This is a genomic window from Ornithinibacillus xuwenensis (assembly GCF_039614845.1).
Lineage (GTDB): Bacteria > Bacillota > Bacilli > Bacillales > Amphibacillaceae > Ornithinibacillus > Ornithinibacillus xuwenensis.
In genome coordinates this window covers 596500-620499 of the sequence record NZ_JBDIML010000003.1, presented here as the reverse complement: position 1 = coordinate 620499, position 24000 = coordinate 596500, and the positions used below count along the sequence as shown (strand labels likewise).

General features: G+C 38.6%; 21 protein-coding genes. 15 read left to right on the top strand and 6 right to left on the bottom strand.

The window, feature by feature from the left end; all coding sequences use genetic code 11:
* Positions 1-2 precede the first annotated feature (2 nt).
* The 3 genes from ABC228_RS12610 to ABC228_RS12600 form a co-directional block, all read right to left on the bottom strand.
* Positions 3-2267, bottom strand: coding sequence for an ATP-dependent DNA helicase (locus ABC228_RS12610; RefSeq protein WP_345825532.1), 2265 nt, complete (start codon positions 2265-2267; stop codon positions 3-5).
* A gap of 467 nt (positions 2268-2734) precedes the next feature.
* A complete protein-coding gene (locus tag ABC228_RS12605; protein ID WP_345825493.1) occupies positions 2735-3268 on the bottom strand; it encodes an MFS transporter in 534 nt (177 codons plus the stop codon).
* A complete protein-coding gene (locus ABC228_RS12600) occupies positions 3265-4695 on the bottom strand; it encodes an FAD-binding oxidoreductase (protein ID WP_345825531.1) in 1431 nt (476 codons plus the stop codon). Before ABC228_RS12600 ends, ABC228_RS12605 begins: the two co-directional genes overlap by 4 nt.
* A 202-nt stretch (positions 4696-4897) precedes the next feature.
* Here ABC228_RS12600 and aspD point away from each other — a divergent pair, with 202 nt between their 5' ends.
* Entirely contained in the window at positions 4898-6517 is a 1620-nt protein-coding gene (gene aspD, locus ABC228_RS12595; RefSeq protein ID WP_345825492.1) for an aspartate 4-decarboxylase, read from the top strand.
* A 104-nt stretch (positions 6518-6621) separates the two neighbouring features.
* Here aspD and ABC228_RS12590 read toward each other — a convergent pair whose 3' ends face one another.
* Positions 6622-7131: a type 1 glutamine amidotransferase domain-containing protein gene (locus ABC228_RS12590; RefSeq protein WP_345825491.1), complete on the bottom strand. Its 510-nt coding sequence runs from the start codon at positions 7129-7131 to the stop codon at positions 6622-6624.
* A 151-nt stretch (positions 7132-7282) separates the two neighbouring features.
* Between ABC228_RS12590 and ABC228_RS12585 the strand changes: the two genes are divergently transcribed.
* The 5 genes from ABC228_RS12585 to ABC228_RS12565 all read left to right on the top strand — a co-directional run bounded on the left by ABC228_RS12585 (position 7283) and on the right by ABC228_RS12565 (position 13169).
* Positions 7283-8944 (top strand): AraC family transcriptional regulator, encoded by a 1662-nt coding sequence (locus ABC228_RS12585; protein ID WP_345825490.1) that lies wholly within the window; start codon positions 7283-7285, stop codon positions 8942-8944.
* A gap of 49 nt (positions 8945-8993) precedes the next feature.
* Positions 8994-9944, top strand: coding sequence for an ABC transporter substrate-binding protein (locus ABC228_RS12580; protein WP_345825489.1), 951 nt, complete (start codon positions 8994-8996; stop codon positions 9942-9944).
* Positions 9945-9967: 23 nt separating this feature from the next.
* Positions 9968-11017, top strand: coding sequence for an NAD(P)/FAD-dependent oxidoreductase (locus ABC228_RS12575; RefSeq protein ID WP_345825488.1), 1050 nt, complete (start codon positions 9968-9970; stop codon positions 11015-11017).
* Between the two features lie 61 nt (positions 11018-11078).
* Positions 11079-12140 carry a FecCD family ABC transporter permease gene (locus tag ABC228_RS12570; RefSeq protein ID WP_427902228.1) on the top strand — a complete coding sequence of 354 codons (1062 nt, stop codon included), beginning with the start codon at positions 11079-11081 and terminating at the stop codon, positions 12138-12140.
* A 9-nt stretch (positions 12141-12149) separates the two neighbouring features.
* Positions 12150-13169, top strand: coding sequence for a FecCD family ABC transporter permease (locus ABC228_RS12565; protein ID WP_345825529.1), 1020 nt, complete (start codon positions 12150-12152; stop codon positions 13167-13169).
* Between the two features lie 90 nt (positions 13170-13259).
* Here ABC228_RS12565 and ABC228_RS12560 read toward each other — a convergent pair whose 3' ends face one another.
* Entirely contained in the window at positions 13260-14003 is a 744-nt protein-coding gene (locus tag ABC228_RS12560; protein ID WP_345825487.1) for a YqcI/YcgG family protein, read from the bottom strand.
* A gap of 203 nt (positions 14004-14206) precedes the next feature.
* Here ABC228_RS12560 and ABC228_RS12555 point away from each other — a divergent pair, with 203 nt between their 5' ends.
* From ABC228_RS12555 to ABC228_RS12545, 3 genes are all read left to right on the top strand, one after another.
* The gene (locus ABC228_RS12555) at positions 14207-15643 is read left to right on the top strand and encodes an MDR family MFS transporter (RefSeq protein ID WP_345825486.1); all 1437 of its coding nucleotides are present in this window, start codon (positions 14207-14209) and stop codon (positions 15641-15643) included.
* 156 nt (positions 15644-15799) lie between these two features.
* Positions 15800-15964 (top strand): DUF1541 domain-containing protein, encoded by a 165-nt coding sequence (locus ABC228_RS12550; protein WP_345825485.1) that lies wholly within the window; start codon positions 15800-15802, stop codon positions 15962-15964.
* 45 nt (positions 15965-16009) lie between these two features.
* Positions 16010-17485: a protein adenylyltransferase SelO gene (locus tag ABC228_RS12545; RefSeq protein WP_345825484.1), complete on the top strand. Its 1476-nt coding sequence runs from the start codon at positions 16010-16012 to the stop codon at positions 17483-17485.
* 230 nt (positions 17486-17715) lie between these two features.
* On the opposite strand, the gene ABC228_RS12540 is transcribed toward ABC228_RS12545, so the two are convergent.
* Positions 17716-18285: an imm11 family protein gene (locus tag ABC228_RS12540; RefSeq protein ID WP_345825483.1), complete on the bottom strand. Its 570-nt coding sequence runs from the start codon at positions 18283-18285 to the stop codon at positions 17716-17718.
* A 253-nt stretch (positions 18286-18538) separates the two neighbouring features.
* On the opposite strand from ABC228_RS12540, the gene ABC228_RS12535 reads away from it, so the two are divergent.
* From ABC228_RS12535 to ABC228_RS12510, 6 genes are all read left to right on the top strand, one after another.
* On the top strand, positions 18539-19657 hold the full coding sequence (locus ABC228_RS12535; protein ID WP_345825482.1) for a DUF4279 domain-containing protein: 1119 nt from the start codon (positions 18539-18541) through the stop codon (positions 19655-19657).
* Positions 19658-19927: 270 nt separating this feature from the next.
* Complete coding sequence (locus tag ABC228_RS12530; protein WP_345825481.1) at positions 19928-20257, top strand: PadR family transcriptional regulator; 330 nt, start codon at positions 19928-19930, stop codon at positions 20255-20257.
* Positions 20254-20679 (top strand): permease prefix domain 1-containing protein, encoded by a 426-nt coding sequence (locus ABC228_RS12525; RefSeq protein ID WP_345825480.1) that lies wholly within the window; start codon positions 20254-20256, stop codon positions 20677-20679. The genes ABC228_RS12530 and ABC228_RS12525 overlap by 4 nt, the downstream gene beginning before the upstream one ends.
* Position 20680: 1 nt before the next feature.
* The gene (locus ABC228_RS12520) at positions 20681-21313 is read left to right on the top strand and encodes a hypothetical protein (RefSeq protein WP_345825479.1); all 633 of its coding nucleotides are present in this window, start codon (positions 20681-20683) and stop codon (positions 21311-21313) included.
* Positions 21314-21530: 217 nt separating this feature from the next.
* The gene (locus ABC228_RS12515) at positions 21531-22436 is read left to right on the top strand and encodes a macrolide 2'-phosphotransferase (protein WP_345825478.1); all 906 of its coding nucleotides are present in this window, start codon (positions 21531-21533) and stop codon (positions 22434-22436) included.
* A gap of 192 nt (positions 22437-22628) precedes the next feature.
* Complete coding sequence (locus ABC228_RS12510) at positions 22629-23903, top strand: MFS transporter (protein WP_345825477.1); 1275 nt, start codon at positions 22629-22631, stop codon at positions 23901-23903.
* Positions 23904-24000 lie beyond the last annotated feature (97 nt).

Here is a 24000-nt window from a genome sequence, read left to right as displayed (position 1 = left end):
TTTCACTTATCTACTACCCTATAATGCTGCCACTCCCAAGGCAATAACCCCTGATACTTCCTTTGCAAAAATCGATCATCCACTAGTGCGATCACACCAGTATCTGAATCCGAGCGAATTAGTCGTCCGCCAGCTTGTAGTACTTTATTCATTCCAGGATACACATACGCATAATCGAAGCCGTTTTTTCCAATGGATTGGAAATAGTCCTTTATAATATTTCGCTCCAAACCAATCTGTGGCATTCCGACTCCAACTACGATAACCCCCTGTAGTCGGTCTCCTTTTAAGTCTACACCCTCGGAAAAGATTCCACCGAGTACTGCAAAACCAACCAATCTTTCTTCTCGTTCTGAATCAAACGCAGCTAAGAATTCTTCTCTCTCTACTTCAGACATCCCACCATCTTGCATAATCGTATTTATATCAGGATATTTTTCTACAAATTGCTCATATGCATTTCTCATATATTGATAGGAAGGGAAGAAGATTAAGAAATTCCCTTTTGTCTTATCTAACACATCCTTGAAAAAGTGTACCATTGGCATTAAAGTATTTTCTCTATCCCGATACCTCGTCGATAATGGTTGAATGATGACCTCGGCATTTTCTCTTGCAAAAGGAGATGGGATGGAGATGACATAATCATCCGATTGTCCGCCAAGTAAATCCCTATAATAATCTGCAGGTGTTAACGTTGCAGAAAAGAACACTCTTGCCCGAAATCCTTTTCCCATTTTTAGAATCTGCTCAGATGGATCCAGACAAAATAATTTCAGCTTCACTTCACTTTTTTGAACGTCTATATACGTGATAAATCGTTCATTGTACAGCTTAGCAATTTTCACAAAGTTTTGAGCGGAGAAATACGTATCTAATAACAAATCATGATCGTTCCGTACGAGCTCTATCTCAGCCTCCATGATGAAGGTTTCTAGTAATTCGACTAGTTCCTCATCCAGGCCCTTCCGCAAGTACTCCTCTGACTTTTTCACCTGTAATAAGCGGTCATTGATTGCTTTAGCAGCAGTTCCAATGGAATTATTTTGAAAATCTCTTTTTAGCTGTAGGAAGTTGGATTTATTAATTTCAGCAGAGTACATTTCCCTAGCACGATCAACTAGGTTATGTGCCTCATCCACTAGTATGGCGGTTTTCTTTTTCTGATCCTCCATCAAGCGCTTCAAGGATACTCTCGGATCAAAAATATAATTGTAATCACAAATGACAGCATCTACTGCATAGGCGAGTTCAATGGAAAATTCAAAAGGGCAAACCCGATGCTTTCTAGCGTAAAGCTCGATTACGCTCCGATTCATCATGTTCTCATGCTTTAAAATATCAATAACTGCCCCATTGATTCGGTCATAAAAGCCATCTGCAAATGGACAGCTCTCACTTGTGCAAATGGTTTCCTCCTGAAAGCATATTTTATCCTTGGCCGTAATGGTGAGAACGTGAATATCAAGTCCATTTTCTATCAATAGTCGAAATGCTTCTTCAGCAGCTGTTCGTGTAATGGTTTTTGCGGTTAAATAAAACATCTTCTCCAGCTTACCTTCACCGATTGCTTTGACCGTAGGAAAGATAGTCGAAATGGTCTTACCAATCCCAGTTGAAGCCCGTGCGAACAACGTCTTTTTATCTGCAATGGTTTTATATACGGCCCCAGCAAGCTTTCGTTGTCCTTCCCGATAGGTTTCGAATGGAAATTCTAGTGTTTTACATGTTTCATTTCGATTCACCTTATGCTTAAGCTTCACCTTTAAAAATGCAGCATAATCCTTGATCACTTTGTAGACAAAGGATTCCATTTCCGCAAACGTCATCACACGGCGAAATTGCTTTTGTTCCTGCGTTTTTACTTGTACATATGTAAGCTGAATGGTCACTTCTGCTAAATCATGGTCAGATGCATAAATATATCCATAAAAAATAGCCTGTGCCCAGTGCACAGGATGGCTATCCTCCAGTACAGCATCCAAGGAATGTACAGTAGACTTTATTTCATCAATGGTGATGGTTTCTCCATCCTTTAGTAATCCATCACAACGTCCATCCACTCGAACAACAAAGTCTTCATAAGGAATCTCTGCTTCTACAAACACTTCCTTTTCATCGTGTTCCCGATAGCTTTTTTGAATTAATTGATGGATTCTCGTTCCTTCTGTCATAGAAGATGCCGTTTGAAAACCAGATTCAATACTGCCACTTCGATACACGTATTCCACTAAATGTCTAACCGAGATTTTCACTACGTTTGCCATCATATCACCTAACATTATTCGTTATTTCCAGTTTATCAGTTAACCATAGATAAGGGGAGATTTTATTGAGTTGTTCAGTTTTTCACCTGTGAATGTGAATTGACAGTATAGCTTATAAAAACTATACTTATCATAAGAAAAGGGTACTGAGTAGCTGTAACTACCCAGTACCACAACTACAGCCGCATAAAGAGCGGTCGACCATATGTTAGAGATTCTAAAAAGAAGTAGCCGATCCTTGGTCAGGGGTGGTTACTTCTTTTTATTTAGAAAGACGACAATGGTTACAAAAAGTGTAATTCCTGCTGTAATAGAAATACTAACTTGAACTAGTAAACTTAATGCTTCGTCAGTCGTCATCCTTACCACCTCCCTTCACAGGAAGTGGCCAACCGCCCACTATACTATGTAGTTGTTAGTGTTATACTATCATACTAACAAGTAGAATAATAGAACGAATGTTCCTTTTATTTCCGCTTAACAATAACAAAAGAAGCAACAACATAAACAAACGAAATCGAATAAAATAAGCTAGCAATTGTTAAAAAATCTATTAAATACCCCGTTAGAATAATTCCTATTCCACTCCAAAGTGATATGTGCAGATGATAGTTCCCAATTCTTGTACCTGCAGTATTGACATCTTTTTCATTGCGAGCTAGAAAAGCTTTTTCAGTATTCTTTTGAACTGCACCAAGAATCCCCATGACAATCTGTATCACATAAACCTGCCATACATGAATAAGAAGCGGAATAATCAGCATGACAGCTGCCATGCCTAATGTATAAATAAGAAGCATATTCTTATCGCCAAACCGATCACCTAGTCGGCCAATTATTGGATAGGAAAATGCTGCTGTTAAGGTAAATAATCCATAGGCCCAGCCGAATTGAGAGTAACTATCCCCAACATTTTTAATTAATAGTAAATAAAATGGAAAGACAACACTACTAGCTGCAATTAGGATGCTTTGGGCGATGAGAAACTTACGGAAATTCATTGGCTATACTCCTTGTAAAATAGATTCATAAATACTTCGTTTGGATCATACTGCTTCTTTAGTTGAAAGAATTCATCATTACGTGGATATGCTTCGTCCATTTGTTCTTGTGTAGGATATGAATAATAGGGCAAATAGTAGGATCCGTCATGCTCTAATGTAACATCAATCATCTTCTGGATGACTTTTTCGGTTTCTTCTATGTCCTCTCTGTTTTTACCTTGGTTAATTAAAAGAACAAGTGCAAACATATCTTCTTTGGCGTACGATAGAATTGCCTCTTCATCCTTATTTACATAGCGTACCGTGATATTTAGTAGATTTAAATCCTCTTTATCTAGTAATACTCGCAAATCGTCTAAATAGCTTGTGAATTCATCCACTGGGACAAAGTATTCTTGCAAGATTTCTGTCTTGCTCGGGTTGTCATATTCCATAAATTTACTGTCACCTCGCATCGCATTATTCCGTGTGATGTAGTCACCATTTTGGCCAACATAAAATTTCTCTTGTGTTTCCCAAAGAAAATTTTTACCCCAGTTACTATAGCGTGATAGTCCAAGCATGAACTTTTGAGGTGCGGCAAGTGAGTCTCTTTCTAGCTTTGCATAGTTTGCTAGATTATCTTGGTCTTCAGATAATTCATAGTCAGTAACATACATTTCTTCTAGTAGGGTTTCCGGTGCAACTGATAATCTAGCAATATGCATGCGAATATCGTTATTCCTTTTCACTTCATTCAGAAAATAATCGGTATAGTCCTGGTATTCAAGTGTTCTTGAGCGAATTTGATAGAGTTCATCATCGGTTAAATGTAATGTGACATCTAGAATAATACCGAACAAACCATATCCCCCGATTACGAGAGGAAATAGTTCACTATTTTCGGTTCGACTGACATCGATAATATCTCCTTCTGGAGTGAGTAGTCGGAAGGATTCAACGGCATCAATTAGCGAACCAAAGCGAATATCCCTCCCATGAGCATTAACGCTAATGGAGCCTCCTACCGTAAAAATATTTTGTGATTGCATGACACGAATTGCTAGATGATCAGGATTGATTTTCTCTTGGATATCCCCCCATGTAGCACCACTTTGAACCGTGATTGTCTTTTCGTCTGGGTTATAGTCAAGGATTTCATTATAATTCTTCATATCAATTACCATGCCATTCGGATAATAGGTATGTCCTCCCTGACTATGCTGCATCCCAGCGACAGATATTTTCTCACCGTTTTCAATCGCTTCTTTCACCCAGCTTTGCAAATCAGCTTCACTAGTTGCGCTATGAACCGCTTTTATTTTCGTGGGTAACAACTGCCCAACATCTTCCATGAATAATGGCTTTTGGGCATAAAGCCAAAGTGAGGCTGTTAACGCTATTCCATATAAAATTGAAATGGTTAAAATACTTTTCTTCAAAATAATTCTCCTCGGAAAATATGGGAATAAAAGGAAATGTAACTAAGTTTAATTTAGTATAGCTTTAATCATGATATCCTACAATGGTTTTTGATTTCGAAAATGCCGTTCTCCTATATACACTCCCGTGATTCTATCACTAATATTTCACTCCAACTGTGGAATACTCTTCTTATAAAGAAGCAGTTTGTTTAGGAGGATTCCAATGGATGAACCAAAAAAGGAAAGGCATCAATTAGATAGAATAAGTCCGTTTGAATTGAAAGATAAACTTATTGATTTGGCGAAGGGGAAAATGAGGATTACAAGAACAATGCTTGATGCGGGTCGTGGTAATCCTAATTGGATTGCAGCCTCCCCTCGAGAGGCGTTTTTTGCACTTGGACAATTTGCAATTACAGAATCTAGACGAGTCTGGGATGAGGGGGATTTAGCTGGCATGCCAAGTCGTGTTGGTATTGCAGATAGGTTCCATCAATATGCTAGAGAGAATCAGCAGGTTCCTGGTATTCCATTGCTTAAGGATATAATCGATTACGGAATAATGAAAAAGCAGTTTGAAGCGGATGCTTGGGTGTACGAATTAGTCGATGGAATCATTGGAGATAACTATCCTAATCCAGACCGAATGCTTGTTAGAACGGAACAGGTTGTCCATGATTTTTTATTAAGGGAAATGTGTGGGCAAGATACCGCTTGTGGCAAATTTGATTTATTTGCTGTTGAAGGGGCAACGGCAGCGATGTGCTATATATTTGAAAGCTTATATAAGAATCACTTACTACCGAAAGGATCAAAAATAGCGGTAATGGTTCCAATATTTCCACCGTACATCGAGATTCCAGAGCTACCCAATAATGATTACGAGCTTATTCGTATTGAGGCATCCGAAATTAGCGATAAAGGACAGCGTACATGGCAGTATCCAGATGAGGAAATAGAAAAATTAATGGATAAGGATATTAAAGCACTATTTCTAGTTAACCCGAGTAATCCACCATCTGTTTCGATTAAAAAGGAAACCATTGAGCAAATAATTCAGATTGTACAACAGGATAATCCAAATCTTATGATTATCTCGGATGATGTTTACGGTACGTTTGTAGAAGGATTTCGATCGCTAATGGCTGATTTACCGTACAATACAATTGGTGTCTATTCCTTTTCCAAATATTTTGGAGTAACGGGTTGGCGTTTAGGGACCATTGCGATCAATCAAACCAATGTCTTTGATAAGTTAATACAGGAGCTGCAAGCTGATGAGAAAGCCCTCTTGAATAAACGATATGCTTCCCTAACGCGGAATCCAGAAGAGCTTACGTTTATTGACCGAATGGTAGCAGATAGTCGGGATGTTGCGATGAATCACACGGCAGGCTTATCGACACCACAGCAGGTGCAAATGGCATTGTTTTCTGTTTTTGCATTGCTTGATACGAATAATACCTACAAGCAAAAAACTATGGACATCTTACATCGACGAATGAATCTCTTGTATGAGGGCTTAGAGTTGCCTAAGAAACATTTGCCAAATGATGCTGACTACTATACAGAGATTGATTTGGAAATTTGGTGTAATAATCATTATGAAAAAGGCTTTACAGATTACCTAAAGGAGAATTATAAGCCGGTCGATATTTTATATCACCTAGCCGAAAAATCATCCATTGTATTATTAAGTGGGGAAGGCTTCTTAGCACCAAAATGGTCCATTCGGGTATCACTAGCCAATCTAAATGATGAAGCTTATTCATCGATTGGCCAAGAACTTAAAAAAGTACTGGATGATTTTGTGGCGGAATGGAAGGAGAGAAATAGCAAGTAACTTTTGATCTATGCTGCTTTCCTTTTGCGGGAAGTGGATTCGCTCAAGAAAATAAAGTAGACGGTATCTTCAGTTGTAAGATACCGTCTCGTTTTATCAGAATGTTATTGTAGTAATTTTAATGCTTCACGATTGAAAGCGGGTAGGTCATCGGGAGTTCTACTTGTAACGAGATTACCATCCACAACTACCTCTTTATCTTTCACGATTGCTCCCGCATTCTCTAAGTCTTTTCTTACAGAAACAAAGCTTGTTAATGTTTTACCTTTTAATAAGTCGGTTTCAATTAAGAATTGTGGACCGTGACAGATCGCGAATACCGGCTTTTTAGCCTTCATAAATGCTTTTGCAAAGGCACCATTCTTTGGATTAATTCGAAGTAAGTCTGGGGAGAAACCACCAGGAACTAATAATGCATCATAGTCATTCGCATTTACTTCATCAATTCCTTTATCTGCTGTTAGCTCGTCTCCGTTTTTACCTTTAATTACTTTACCAGCTTCGTTACTAATAATTTCTACTGTATGACCAGCTTCTTTATAAGCCCTCACAGGATCTGTTAGTTCAATTTCCTCCACCATATCGGTAACGATTACGGCAATTTTCTTTGGCATTATATCTTCTCCCTTCCTTTATTTATTGCCATGGTATCGAATTTAAATTGCTTCGTAAAGTAGGATGCTTATGTAATTGGTATTGATTATCATTATCAATTAATAGTATGATGAAACCAATTATAGTATTAGGAAGGCTGGTGAATAAACAATGGCGTCAAGAGAATCAAGTGCCGGTAGTTCATTTAGTATAGTTCGGAATGTGCAAAAGATTGAAATCGATAAAGAAAAGATATTTCACCAAGCTTCTGGAGATTATCTGTTATTGCTCGGTATTGGTGGTAAGGTGGAAGGTTATCTCAATCACGAATTCTTTACATTGGATTATGGCCAAGCATTTTTCTGTAAAGGCAACTCGTTTTTATCCATTAAAGGGGATAGACAGACCGCCCGTGTTGTTTGTGTTTATTTTGATGTTCTAGAACGAGTAGAAGATTTGCATGAGCAAGTGCGCTCTCACAAGACTACTTGTACCTTCTTAAACGAAGGCATTGTTCAGGATGAACGTCTCGAAAGAATAGTTATTCTAGCTAATACACTATTGGATTTATGGCAGCCATCCAATGGGAACCAAAGCATTAGTTTCCATCGTTATTTTTATGAGTTGCTAGACAGGCTTCAAGAGAATGATAACCAAAAACCAGAGGATAAAGAGGATATGGAGCTCGTTCTTTCTTATATCGATGAGCATTATCAACGAAAAATAAGAAGAGAAGAGCTTGCTCGTGTGTCTGGGATGAGTCTTAAACGACTAAGTGTACGTTTTAAAGAAACAACGGGACAAACATTTACAGAATACGTTAATACAATCCGAATTAATAAAGCGAAGGAAAAACTACTATTAACAAATGACAAGCTTAGTGAGATAGCTGCTGAAGCTGGCTTTAAGGATGAGTTTTACTTAAGTCGGAAATTCAAACAATCTGTTGGGGTTTCACCTCTCATTTATAAAAAACGGCCAAAGAAGTTTGCTTCATTAGACCATGCATTTTCAATTGACTTGTTGACATTGGGTGTTGTTCCACACGTTGCACTGACTAATTCTTGGATTAATAGCCATTTTGCAAACGAAATCCAAACTGGCCAGTGCTATACCTATGACTGGGGTTGGAATAAACAGGATCGCTACCGGCTTCTAATGGAAACCAAACCAGACGTCATTATCGATACCGTACATCAAATAGAAGAATATGATCGCCTGAAGAAAATTGCACCTGTGATACAAATCCCTTGGCGTGGTATAAGCTGGAGAGACCATTTCAGAATGGTGGCGGAAGTTACGGAGCAGGAGCGGGAAGCAGCGATTTGGCTAGAACGGTTTGATGAAAAAGTTGCGTATGCCCGCACGAAACTTCTTGATGTGCTTAATCCATCAGAAACAGTAGCCATATTTAACTGTAGAAGCAATCATTTTTTAATATATGGTTCCGGATATATGGGTGCTGATTTACTTTATAGAACACTCCATCTAACACCCCCATGCTGGTTTAATCAAGGTGTTGTGGATGCATGTCTTTGGCCGGATATGATGGATAAGCTGAATTCGCAATATAATGCGGACCATATCTTTTTTATGATTGAGAATACAGAAGGCGGACGGAAACGAGCAGTGCAGCTTATGAATTCGGAGGAGTGGCAGAATTTTCGTGCGGTCCGTAACAACCAAGTCTATTTTGTAAGCATGGAAAAATGGTATGGCTATGGTCCTGCAGCCATTGAAGCACAGCTGGAAGAAGCTATGCGAATATTTACAGCCACAAAAGTACAAAAATATTGGAGCAATTATTACATGTACACCTTAAACCAAGGTTGATACTATATATAAATGAGAATGAGTATCATTGTTGATTAGGGGGATAAACATGAAATCTATTAAGCTATTAGCTATTTGTATAATTTCACTGTTTTTTATATTCATAACGAGTGCTTGTAGCAGTGAGGATGCGTCTGGAGAGGAAGGTACTAATCACGAAGCAGAGACGAGGATGTATGAGCATGAATTAGGAGAGACAAGAATCCCGGTTGAACCAAAACGGATTGTTTCGGACTGGTATTACGGTGACATGATTGCGTTAGGCGTCAGACCGGTTGGGTTAACAAGCTACGTGCTGAACAACCATCCCTACATTGAACCGGATGGGACAGAAGACATTGGCTCAGCGACAGAGCCTAACATTGAGAAAATCATTTCACTGAATCCAGATTTAATTATAATGTATGGCGATAATCAAAAAGTGTATGACCAATATAGCAAAATCGCTCCGACAATCGCTTTGGACATTTATCCTGATCCAAAAGAATCGGTTAAGACTTTTGGGGAAATTCTTGGTAAGCAGGAAGAAGCAGAAGATTGGATCACATCCTTTGAAGAAAAAATTGAAGCGGGTAAAGAAAAAATCGCTGATGCAGTTGGACCAGATGAAACGTTTACCATCTTTAATGTCTGGGATAAACACTTACGGGTCTATGGTGATATAAATATGGGAGGCTACATTCTGTATCATGCACTTGGGTTAAAACCGCAAGAAAACGTGCAAAAGGATATTATTGAACACGCCACAGAAAATGCTGGTACACAAATTTCACTAGAATCCATGCCAGATTACGCCGGTGATCATCTGCTTCTTACGGTTTATAAGGGAGAAGAACTGGCAGAGGAAATTAAGCAAGGTGCATTGTGGCAGAATCTTGAGGCTGTGAAGGATAAGCAAGTCTATGAGGTAGATTTTGATTTACTTTATAATGAGGATCCTGTTGCGATGGAAGAGCAGCTGGATGTATTAGTAGATTTAATCGTTTCAGGAAATCAGTAGCGAGGTAATGGAGGGTGAGTAGAATGAGTCAGAATGAGATATTTGATGTCACCATTATTGGAGGCGGACCAGCAGGCCTTTTCTCGGCCTTTTATAGTGGACTTAGGGAAATGAAAACGAAGATTATTGAGTATCAGGCAGAACTGGGTGGCAAGGTGCATGTGTATCCAGAGAAAATGGTTTGGGATGTTGGGGGAATTCCGCCGTTATTAGGTGAAAAACTTATTGAACAATTAGTCCAGCAAGGATTAACCTTTGAACCAACCGTAGTTTTAAATGAAAAAATTACGTCCATTTCTCGTGATGATTCAGGAGTTTTCACCCTTCATGGTGCATCAGGACAAAAGCATTATTCCAAAACCGTCATTCTCGCAATTGGTGGTGGCATTATTAAACCACAGCGAATTGATATAACGGGTGCAGAGAGATTTGAAGTTAATAATTTGCACTACACGGTTAAATCGCTAAAGCGATTTAAAGATAAGACTGTGTTAATTTCGGGTGGTGGAGATACGGCGATTGATTGGGCAAATGAATTAGAACCAATTGCGAAAAAAGTATATGTCACATATCGAAACGAAGCATTTACTGGCCATGAAGCACATATTACGCAGTTACTAAATAGCACTGCAACATGCTTTTTCCATACAACCATTACGAAATTAATCGCAAATACAAAACATGATTCAATTGAGCGGGTTGAACTAACGAATCATAAAACGGGTGAAATCGACTACATAGACGTGGAAGACGTCATCATTAATCATGGCTTCATCCGTGAAAAGGATTTAATCCAAAATAGTGCGTTAGAAATTGCCATGATGAATGAGTGGTTTATTGCTGGTGAAGTGACAAGTGCCACGAATATTCCAGGGATTTATGCTGCTGGTGATGTTCTAGGGCATGAAGGGAAATTACACCTCATTGCAGGTGCATTTCATGATGCTGGTAATGCAGTGAATCATGCTAAGCAATATTTGCACCCAAAGGCCAATAAAGGTGGCTTAGTTTCATCGCATAATGATATCTTCAAGGACCGTAATCGAGAACTAATTAAACAAATCATGAAATAAAAGGTGTTAAACCAATAGGAATATATGAGATTCCATATTGGTGGATGAAGGTGGATTAGACATGATGAGAGGAAAAAATGGGTGTGTTAAACAGACAGACAAAGCTAAACATCGAAATAATTTACGGTCTCGTTCATTCATTGTTACCTTAATTCTGTTCTTCGGTGTCATTGCATTGCTGCTAAGCATGGCGTTATCGATATCGTTTGGTGCGGCAGATATTCAATTAAAAACGGTTTGGGCAAGCGTGTTTCAGTATAATCCAGATTCAACCGCACATCAAATCATTAGGGAATTGCGTATGCCAAGGGCAATTGCCGCAGCGCTTATTGGCGCATTTTTGGCGGTTTCTGGTTCCTTGATGCAGGGCATTACAAGAAATCCATTAGCGTCTCCCTCCATTATGGGGGTGACGACTGGAGCAGCATTTACGCTTGCGATTGCCTTTGCTTTTTTTCCTGGAACCTCATCTGTTGGTTTCATGATTTGGTCATTTATTGGTGCAGGGCTAGGAACAGGATTTGTTTTGCTAATTGCAAGCTTGGCAAAGGGCGGGTTAACACCTGCTAAATTTGCATTAGCTGGTGCAGCCGTAACGGCGTTCTTAAATTCGCTCTCTACCATGATTGCCATCTATTTTAATGTCGCCCAGGACATTAGCTTTTGGTATGCGGGTGGAGTTGCTGGAGTGAGCTGGGTCAACATTCAAATTTTGATTCCAATTGCGATCATTGGGCTATCCCTGGCATTTGGTTTAGGTCGAATGATTACGGTTGTTAGCCTAGGAGATAGTGTGGCGATTGGACTCGGCCAACGGACTACCATAATAAAAGTCCTAGCTGCGTTTGCTGTATTACTTCTTACCGGTGCAGCAGTATCAATAGCAGGTATGGTTGGCTTTGTTGGACTAGTTACACCACATATTACACGGGCCTTAGTAGGGGTGGATTATCGTTGGATAATACCATGCTCAGCTATATTAGGAGCTTTGCTATTAGTGCTGGCAGACTTAGTTAGTAGAACAATCAATCCGCCCTACGAAACACCAATAGGCGCAATTACAGCACTAATTGGTGTGCCATTTTTTATCTATTTGGCTCGCCGAGAAAGGAGTGGAATGTAAGTGGGTGCATTGAAAAGGAAAGAAAGAAACCCAATAATTGTTTTAAGTGTATTGTTCTTCCTAATACTTCTTTGTTTTTTTGTGAGTTTGAATCTTGGGTATATTGGTTTGGGTCCACTAGATGTAGTCAAAACGATTTTTGGCGCAGGAACGGATCAACAGCAGCTCATCCTCTTTGAGTTTCGATTACCAAGAATGGTGCTTGCGTTGTTGATAGGAGCTGGTTTAGCAATTGCTGGTGCGGTTCTTCAAGGTATTACGCAAAACGATTTAGCAGATCCAGGTATTATTGGAATTAATACTGGTGCTGGCTTGGCAGTTGTCTTATTTATTTTCTTTTTTCAAGGTTCAATTACATCATTAAATACGTTATCCATTTTTGTTATGCCGTTTGCTGCGCTTATAGGTGGTAGTTTGGCAGCATTGCTCATCTATTTACTAGCGTGGAAGGATGGCATTAGTCCAATGCGGTTGATATTAGTGGGAATTGGGATAAATGCTGCACTTGGTGCTGTCCTAATCGTATTTCAATTGAAAATGAATCCGGATGATTTTATGCAAGCAACAATTTGGTTGTCTGGTAGTATTTGGGGAGCAGATTGGAGATACGTACTGACAATCATACCTTGGGTAGTCCTACTGATTCCGTTAGCAATCATTCGGGCGACCAAATTAAATGCACTTACCTTAGGTGATGATGTTGCAACAGGTATCGGAGTAGCAGTGGAAAGAGAAAGACGTATCTTATTGGCAATTTCAGTTGCGTTGGCAGGTTCCTGTGTTGCGGTTGGTGGTGGAATTGCTTTCTTAGGATTAGTTGCGCCACATATAGCTAGAAAGATCATCGGAGTAAATCACCAGCTTATGTTACCAGCTACTGCTCTAATTGGAGCATTACTCCTTCTGATTGCTGATACAATTGGTCGGAATGTTTTAGGTTCTTCCGAGATACCAGTAGGATTAGTGGTTTCTGCTATTGGCGGTCTTTATTTTATTTATTTATTGATTAAGGTAAATCGAAAAAAATAGTTAAACCAGAACCTGAATCCCCCCCTTAGGACAGTTCCACCTAAGGGGGTGATAAGTCAATACACTAGTATTTTGAATTCCGATAGTTTCTTAACGAATACATTTCAATTGTCTATGAAAAGGACATCTGGTAAGACCAGTATCTTCGTCCCGCAAAAAATATTGCTTCCACTCGTAATTATCAGCTGCACCATAACGATTTAAATCGCGATGTACGTCGATAGCATCATAGTTTTTCAGTCGTTTTCTGATACTATCCTTTATTTTCTTAGCCCGTACTTCTGACTTGTTAAAGGCTTGCAGAACCCATCTAGGGGTAATGGCGAGCATCATCGTATCAAAATGTCTACTCTTTCGATTGGAATGTGCAGGTGTTGCACAATACATGAAATATCTTTCTCCGTGAAAACAATATTCCCAACTCGGGTCATGTGCCTCTATCGTTATATCCTCTGGCCATTTGATTTCATCAACAGCTGTCAGTTGACTGAGCTGTTGCCAAAACAATCGCTCGTAATCCTCAACTGAATATGTTTCCTCCATGTCTTTTGGTAGCTGATAAAATATAATCAGTGAAGTGTAATCCCCGAATTCTTTTGATTTCTCTGTGAAAGCCTTTAAGATAACCGCTAGTTCATTGACCGTTGCTTCTATTCTTGGGTCACCGACATAACCGTATCGAAGTTGATTGGTTGAAAATCCAATTGTAGCAGGGATACATGGAAATGGATTTTTCTTGTCCTTCATTTTTATCTCAAATTTTTCAATTGTAGCTCTTTCCCACTCGTTTAAATTCTCTCGATTAGTAGGACTGTCTTGGAATAAACCGTGCATTCGAATCACCTCCACTAGCTCCCTATACAGTATTCGGCCTAGTGGGCATTTGGTGCTGTTTTAATCAATAATGGGCTCCAAATTTTCAGTATGAAATACACCGAGTACTTTACAAATCTTTTACATGACATACAGTATACAATGGGTTATACTAATGTACTCAAAAGGGAATGAACAGTCTTTAGAATGCCGGAGGAAAACAGATGGAATCAAAGATAAATTCGAGATTAATATTAGTAACGTTCATGATTGGTGCGTTCTTTGCTATTTTGAATGAAACCTTATTGAACATAGCTTTAACGGAGCTAATGGAAGTATTTGGTGTTGGTCGTCCAACAGTACAATGGATGGCGACTGGATTTATGTTGGTTATGGGTGTTTTAATGCCTATTTCAGCACTATTGATCCAGTGGTTTACAACACGAAAAATGTTTATTAGTGTCATGACAATATTCTTAATTGGAACAACGATTGCAGCATGTGCAATTAACTTTCCGATGCTATTGGTTGGGCGAATGACACAAGCTGTCGGAACAGGATTATTAATTCCTGTTATCATGAATGCCTTGTTATTACTCTATCGTCCTGAGGTTCGTGGTAAGATTATGGGAACTTTTGGCTTGGTTATAATGTTTGCCCCTGCAATCGGGCCTACATTATCTGGGGTAATCGTGGATCTATTAGGCTGGCGTTGGCTATTTATTATCGTAATCCCATTTGCGTTATTTTCTATTATTTTTGCTTGGAAGTATTTAGAAAATGTCGGGGAAGTTACTCGCCCTAAAGTAGATGTCATTTCCATCATATTTTCATCGATTGGAATTGGCGGATTTGTATATGGCTTTAGTAGTGCGGGACATGAAGCGGCTGGACTTTTTTCAACGAATATCATTGTCATTATTGTAGTTAGCTTACTTAGTATGGTGGCATTTATTATTCGTCAATTGAGGTTAGAGGAGCCTTTATTGGATGTTCGCGTATTCAAATATAAAAATTATACTAAAGGTATTATTATATTTGTGATTGTTATTATGGCAATGTTTGCTTCCGAGATTGTCATGCCAATGTACTTACAGGGACCTCTTGAATATTCAGCGAAATTGACTGGGCTATTGCTTTTACCTGGTGCGATATTAAATGGATTGCTGTCACCGGTGATGGGAACGTTATTTGATAAATTTGGACCGAGGAAGCTTATCATCCCAGGTACAATTGTGATTATTGGCGTCATGATATTCTTTAGTAATATATCACCGTCTGTGCCAGTCTGGGCGTTTATCCTTGTCTATATATTATTAATGGTTTCGATTTCAGCAATCATGATGCCATCGCAAACAAATGCTTTAAATGAGTTACCAAAGCACTTATATCCACATGGGACAGCAATCTCAAACACATTGCAGCCTGTCGCAGGTGCGCTAGGCGTATCGGTATTTGTAAGTATTATGACTCATGGGGAAAAATCCTATCTACGAGAGGTATCTGGACCAGTTACGGAGCAAGTAACAAATGATGCCATGACATTAGGTGTTCATCATGCTTACTGGTTTGCGTTAGCTCTGGCTTGTATTGCTTTTGTCGTTGCACTATTCATTCGGAGGTCTGTTTCCCCAGATTATTCGGATGATGAACAGAATTAAATAAAAATAGATAAGAGTCATTCTCCATTCCAAATAGGAGAATGACTCTTATTTATGATGTATTCCTAATAATATTCTGCTCAAACTACGCTATATAGCATCGTTCACGAAGAGTTTGTTGAAGTAGGCGATGAACCTTTACAACCAGGAACGGAAGTGAAGACAACTGCGAATCATATGATGGGCATGGAAGGTACGGTTCAGGAGATTATCTCTTCTGAAAAAACGACGGTTTATATGGTGAATTTTACAACAGCTGATGGGCAGGAAGCGGTCAATCACAAATGGTTAACGGAAGAGGAGTTAGCGCCTTTGGAATAAATGCGCATTTGTTTATAGAATTCTTAATGTAAAGGAAGATAAAAAATGAAAAATTTAGAAGACCCCAATCAAATAGGCTGGGAACTGGACAATAGTTATACCAGTTTACCTGATAAATTCTTCTCAAGAAACAAGGCGGATTCGGTACGATCCCCAAAAATCGTGGCGTTTAATACATCATTAGCCGGATATTTAGGCTTAAATGAGAAGGAGCTGAATAATAGTTATGGTGCAGCAATTTTTACTGGAAATGACATACCTCCGGGCTCAAAGCCACTTGCTCAAGCATATGCAGGACATCAATTTGGACATTTTACGATGCTAGGGGATGGTCGAGCTATATTGCTTGGTGAACAGATGACGCCATCAGGTAAACAATACGATGTACAGCTAAAAGGTTCAGGAAGAACTCCGTATTCACGTGGAGGCGATGGTCGTGCAACACTTGGCCCTATGCTGAGAGAATACATCATTAGTGAAGCCATGCATGGACTTGGTATCCCTACTACTCGCAGTTTAGCGGTTGTCACAACTGGAGAGACAGTAATGAGGGAAAAGCCATTACCAGGTGCAATTCTTACCCGTATAGCTGCAAGCCATATTCGTGTCGGAACATTTCAATATGCAGCAAATTGGGGGACAAAGGAAGAACTACGCTCCCTTACGGATTATACGATCAGTCGCCATTACCCAGAATTAGCAGCGAATGACAATCCGTATCGATTATTTCTTGAAAACGTTATAGAACGTCAAGCTAGCCTTATTGCTAAATGGCAACTGGTCGGGTTTATACATGGTGTGATGAATACAGATAATATGACGATTAGTGGGGAAACGATTGATTATGGCCCATGTGCATTTATGGATGAATATAATCCGGCAACCGTATTTAGTTCTATTGATAAACAAGGGCGTTATGCTTATGGGAATCAACCAAGGATTGGAGTTTGGAATTTAACCAGATTTGCTGAAGCGTTGGTACCGTTACTGCACGAGAACAAGAATAAAGCTATCGAGATAGCAGAGGATACCTTATCAAACTATTCTAGCTTATATCATGAATACTGGTTATCTGGAGCGAGGAAAAAACTTGGTATTCTGAATGAAGAGGAAGAAGACAAGGCCTTAATAGAGAGTCTTTATGAATTAATGGAAAAATACAACGCTGATTATACGAATACCTTCCGTGGTTTAACCGTAAATAGAATTGCGGATATTGGGCTATTAGATAAGGAAGACTTTAAGATATGGTTTGGAGAATGGAAAGAAAGACTGAGAAGGCAAAAAGAAAGTGAAGAAGTATCCCTTGAAGTGATGCGAAACAATAATCCTGCTGTAATTCCTAGAAATCACCGGGTTGAGGAAGCGCTAGAAGCTGCAGTAGAACAATCTGACTACAGTGTAATGGGGCGTCTACTAAAGGTTCTTGCTAACCCTTACACGTACGCTACTGAACAGGAGGAATATGCAAAACCTCCAGAGCCATCGAATCAGCCATATCAGACTTATTGTGGCACTTGATTTAATTCTAATAGGTTTCAACCACAAATTCTTCATTCAAAAATAGAAATCAAAAGGATAATTAGCTCACTTTTAATGAACGCAAACAAGATTTAATATAAAGGGGTGCTAAATTGCATAGATTTAGTACCCCATTTTTTAATGCTGTTTCGTATTCTAAAAAATTTGTTAATCCATAATAAAACGTATTGAAATACGCTTTATTACGGAAAAATATAACTTTTCACGAATTATAGTGAAAACTCTGCCGGGTTATAAATTTTAAAACCAGTGATATTGCTGTCTACTATTATGTCTTTCAATTGCTGGCTTATCATCAGCAATGCAGGAAATTCTGCGAGGCGGAAAATATGACCATGGTCATTCCCTTCCTCCAAATTCAGCACCAACTTATCAATAAATTGAATATCACCATCATCAAAATACTCCAGCTCCGATTCTTGATGATCGACACAGGCATATTTACCAATAACATTAGCTATGTAATAATTCTCGTTTATTATCTGTGTGCTCTGTTGGATTAGACGAGCCTTGAAATATTGGATATTACGAATACCTAGCTTGTCGAAGATACTTTTGACCTTTTCGTTTACGAATAAACCCATTCTAGTAGGTACAATAATGTTATCCGTTTTCCGTTCCTCAATATGCTGAGTAAAGGGGATATCAATTGTCGGCAGTCTATCTGGAATAAAGCTACCTTGATCCATATACAGGCTATGAGATTCTATAATTGGTGGTACCTTATCAATGCTAATTTCATACTCATCTGATCGTTCACTTACGAGCACCCAATACATACACTCACCTCAATGCTGTTTCAATACACTTCAGACTTTCGATTACTTTCATATATGCTGATCTGATTACGAACTAACCTTACAGAAATTTCTATATTTATTTTAACATAAATAGCTAGATTCCTTACGTTAGGGTTATTTCAAAGATATAAGGCATATAGATGTTGGTTATCAGATTAGTAATAATCGTATTCTATGCGTTCAAAAAAGTATTATAATAGAGCTATCTTTGACATCTTTAGGAGGAAATGTATTGCCAAATCATAAAGGAAACATGGAAGCGCATGGGGTTACGATTCCCTATATTTGGATGGATCGAACGGAAAAGTCTACAAAGCTAGTAATCTTATTACCAAGTAAAGCATATACGACGCAGGGACCTTTGTTTTGGTATACTAATCACATTTACTGGAATGAAGGTTTTGATTCGCTCCAACTCCTGTATACTTCTCAAGATATTGATGAGGAAAAATTACCAGTGATTGTAAATGAGATGATTATCACTTTTTTGCAACAGCATGAATATGAAACAATCCATTTTGTTTCAATGGGATTAGGGTCGACAGTTGCTGCTTATTTTCTCACCCATCAGGTATATCCGAATATACAGGCCGTTTGGTTTTCGCCCGATATTAATCATTCTAATGTGCTTCAGGCCTTGTTAAATCGGCCTAATAAAGGACTTGTTCTATTTGGGGATTCTGGAGACCTTATTCAGGAAGAAGGTGCTCAATTAGTAGAGGAGAAGGAGCATTTAATTGTTGCGCATGTAAATGGGGGTGACCTGCTCGAAGATATTTATCCGGAACTTAATATTGATACGATGAGATCAATCGTGCAAATTGTGCAGCAGTTTATTCAAACTGGCGTAATCGAGCTAATTGAGAAGAAAACGGAGATTCAGGTTTATATATGTCTCTATGGAGATGATTTCCCATTGGAGGAAGTCACCGAAAAACTAGGGATTGAACCGACAAACACAGTTAAAAAAGGGGATGAAATTATTCCTCCCAATGGGAAGATTAATCCTGATTTTAGAAGATATTATACACAAACCAGTTGGGAGTTAGAAACAGGTTATCAGGAAAACGTTGATTTAGAAGATGTCATGAACCAAATCGTCGGAAAGCTACGAAGTAAAATATTTGTCATAAATGAGCTGCGGAAAAAGTATGATTTGACTTCCCACATTCAAGTAGTCCTTCACGTAGAAAATGGTCAGATGCCAATACTTACATTGAATAAGAAGCTCATTAGTTTCGCTCATCAGATCCAGACGGAATATATCGATTTTGACTGTTATGTGATGCCGTTTGATGAAAATTTACGATTTGAAAATGATGGGATTAATTTTAAGGGTAGGAAATTATAATGGGTTGGTGATGAAAAAGACAAAATCACTAGGACTAGGTGGTAAAGCAGGTTCTGCACTTGACCCAGTCTATAGTAAGTGAATAACGATAATTTCGTAAAGGCAGTAGGGAGCTTCAGGTTCTCTGGTGCCTTTTTACAATGGTTAACTTTGTAAATTTTACAATAATAATTAAAAATTACTTTGACAGACCGAGTACAGTATATTATGATTACTCTATCAGATAGTATTCTATGTGGTAGGGTACTTAGTGTAGGAAGGGGTGGTACCTTGATTAGAAGTGATATCATTCGAGGTCATTTGGATTCGATTATCTTACGGTTAATCATGGAAAAGGATCGTTATGGCTATGAAATATCGAAGGAAATTAGTCAACGTACGGATGAGCGATTTCAGATAAAGGAAGCAACTTTGTATGCAGTTTTTCAACGGTTGGAGAAAAAGGAATTAATTGAATCCTATTTTGGGAGCGAGTCAAAGGGTGGTAAACGGAAATATTATCGCATTACAACACTGGGAAAAGCTTATTTTAAAGAGACTGTTGAAGAATGGGAAGAAACAAAGGAAATTATGAATATATTTATGGAGGGATTTAATTGAGAAAGCTAACACAGCATGTACATGAGTTGTTTAAAGACATTCCGGAAAGTAATCAAAAAGAGGTTGTGATGCAAGAGGTACTTCAAAATCTGGAAGAAAAAGTATGGGACTTAATGGAACATGGCAAAGAAGAAGAGGATGCAATTAATAAAGCAATTGTTGACTTTGGGGATATCAGTGACATTAAGAAAGAGCTTGGAATCACTGAGGATTACACACCTGTAAAGAAGTCTGATATAAAGGGGAGAAAGCTCAGCTTAAACTATTCGATTTGGGGGACTTTGTTAATTATTGGATTATTCGTTTTCATTAATTTGTACTATTCACCTGACGTGATTTGGTTTGTCTATCCAACATTTGCCGTATTATGGTGGCCACTTTCCATGTACTATAGATGGTCTAAGGTAAAAGGGAGCAAGTAATATGAGAAAATACGAATGGCGTTTTGTTGCCGCTGGAAGTGTATTGACGATTCTCTTTTTAATTGTGGTTAATTACGTAACAGGTGTGGAATATCCTTGGTTTATTTATCCCGTTCTATTACTTCTACTGCTGCCTTTTGGAATATACGCGATCATAGAAAAAAAGCAAATCCTGTTTTCATTAGTTGGTAGTTTTATCTTGCTTGTATATTTAGTGTTGGAGAACTATATCAGTACCCCTGATTATCCATGGGTCCTGTATACGATAGCACCGATTGTACTATGGCCGATTCTTACGGTTCTTGGAACAAGGAATAAAAACATGACTGTGGCAATATCGATGAGTTTGATTTTTACCCTATACTACGTACTCTTAAATGTTTATTTAGCACCAGCTTACCCGTGGGCGATTTTTCCTGCCTTTCTTATTCTTTGGTGGCCACTTTCTCTATATCATGCCAAGAGAAAAGCGTATTTTGCATTTTCCGTGAATGCTGCATTATTTATTAGTCTATTTCTTATCAGTGTTAATGTCTTTTTCTCACCGGATGCCATTTGGGCTGTCTATCCGATATTTGCAGTACTATGGTGGCCATTAAGTATGTATTATTTCTCTTATCGACAGAAGGTTTGAACAGTAAATCTATAATGGTATTGTTATTCTAAAGTTCAATAACTAACACAGTAGGCGCTTTCCCCAAAAAGGATAAGCGCCTTTATTAATACGTGTTAAAGAAACAAGGATAAATACATCGGATGTTGAATATAAAGAATACAGCAGGAAGAAAATTAGTCTGGGAGTAGAACGTTGGATGGGAGATTTCGCACCACGATTAGGAGGGTGATAATCGATGAGTAAATCAAAACAAGAGGTAATGAAAATTGCAGAAAAACATGGGCTTCATTTAAAAGAGGATACTCTTGTATTTAATGAATCAGGATTGGATTTTCAGGTTGTTTTTGCTTTTGATCAAGAAGAAGTAGAATGGGTGCTACGTCTTCCAAGGCGTCCAGATGTATTCCCAAGAACGAAATCAGAAAAGATGGCATTGGATCTTGTGAACGCACACACCAGCTTTGAAGCGCCAAATTGGGAAATTTACACCGAAGAATTGATTTCGTATAGGAAGTTAACAGGTGTTCCAGCTGGTACGATAGATCCTGAACGCAAAGTATATGTTTTTGAGATTGATGAAAAAAATGTTCCAGAAGATTTTCATCGGTCACTTGGTAATGTATTGGCAACACTTCATGGAATACCAAGTGATCAAGCAGAAGAGGCTGGGATTGTAGTGCAAACACCGGATGAAGTAAGACTAACCATGAAAAAGCGTATGGATGCCGTGAAGGAGAAATTTGGAGTGGGAGAGGCATTATGGAACAGGTGGCAGAAATGGGTGAATGACGAAGAAATGTGGCCTAAGGAAACTGGATTAATTCATGGAGATATACACCCAGGTCACATTCTCGTTGATAAGGAAGCTAAAGTAACAGGTTTAATTGATTGGACCGAAGCCAAGGTAGCGGATATTTCGAAGGATTTTGTGCTACATTATAGTGTGTTTGGTGAAGAAGGACTTGAAAAACTGATTAAGGCTTACAAAGAAGCAGGCGGATACCACTGGCCAAAGATAAAAGAACATATCATTGAATTAACTGCAGCATTCCCTGTTGATATAGCCGAGTTCGCATTAATCTCTGGACTGGATGAATATGTACAAATGGCCAAAAACAGTTTAGGTTTGAATAAAAATTAAAATTCTAATCGTCAGTCATTGTTCAAAATATGTTCAGCCGATTTCACTTTAGAATCGGCTTTTTTGTATCTACCCACAAGAATATATAACTGTAAAGGTATATTGCAAAGTTGAATTACTAGATATATAATGAGATAGATTACAAGTATACCCATAAGGGTATAAAAAAGTGGACGTCTGGGGGATATTAGTATGGTTAAACAAACAAATTTAATCCAGTCTTACATCGATAACTCTGAAAAACAAAAACAATTATATAAACGTACATTAGCCATTATTATTTTTGCGCAAGTTCTTGGTGGGGCGGGCTTGGCCGCTGGCATTACAGTTGGTGCTTTACTTGCAGAAAATATGCTAGGTTCTAATACATTGGCAGGAGTGCCGATAGCATTACTAACGCTAGGGTCTGCCGGAGCATCGTTAATTGTTGGAAATCTTTCTCAACGATTTGGACGTCGTGTCGGCCTTGCATCCGGCTTTATTACTGGTGGCATAGGTGCACTAGGTGTTGTACTTGCCGCTATATATAACAATGTAATCCTGCTTTTTATCGCTTTATTTATTTATGGTGCAGGGACTGCAACAAATTTACAGGCTCGTTATGCCGGAACCGATTTAGCTAGTGATAAACAACGAGCAACCGCTATTAGTATGGCAATGGTGTCTACTACATTTGGTGCTGTAGCAGGACCAAATGTAGTTGATGTGATGGGCAATTTTGCGCTGTCAATTGGTGTACCAGCATTAGCTGGGCCATTTATCCTTGCTGGATCAGCATTCAGTTTAGCTGGTCTTGTGTTCCTTATATTGCTTCGTCCTGATCCGCTTAAAGTTGCTCAAGCTCTTGCTATTCATAAAGAAAAGGGTAAAGAATCAACCAAGCCCAAATTGGTAGAAAATCCGAAACTAAATCAACGGACCATTACGATTGGTGCGGTAGTCATGGTCGTCACGCAAATTGTCATGGTTGCAGTCATGACGATGACTCCAGTACATATGGAGGAGCATGGTCATGGACTATCCGCAGTCGGGTTAATTATTGGATTTCATATTGGAGCCATGTACTTACCCTCACTTGTAACTGGAGTTCTTATTGATAAAGTTGGTCGAAAGAAAATGGCCATCGCTTCTGCTATCACCTTACTACTAGCTGGACTTCTAGCTGCTTTTGCTCCAACTGAATCGGTAGCTATTTTAACGATTGCTTTAATTTTATTGGGATTAGGCTGGAATCTTGGTTTAATTAGTGGAACAGCATTAATTGTGGATGGTACTACACCATTAAATCGAGCTAGAACTCAAGGAACAGTGGATGTTCTCATCGCATTATCAGGTGCAGCTGGTGGAGCATTATCTGGTATGGTTGTAGCAGGCTCAAGTTTTGCTGTTTTATCAATAGGAAGTGGTATCATTTCTTTATTACTTGTTCCAGTGATAGTCATGGTATTACGAAGGAAAAATGAATAAGAACATGGTGAAAGCTCATATTCGTGTTTGAATAACGTTTATGAGTTTTTATATTGTTAAATAAACAATTTGTATTATAAAAAATACCCAATCAGGT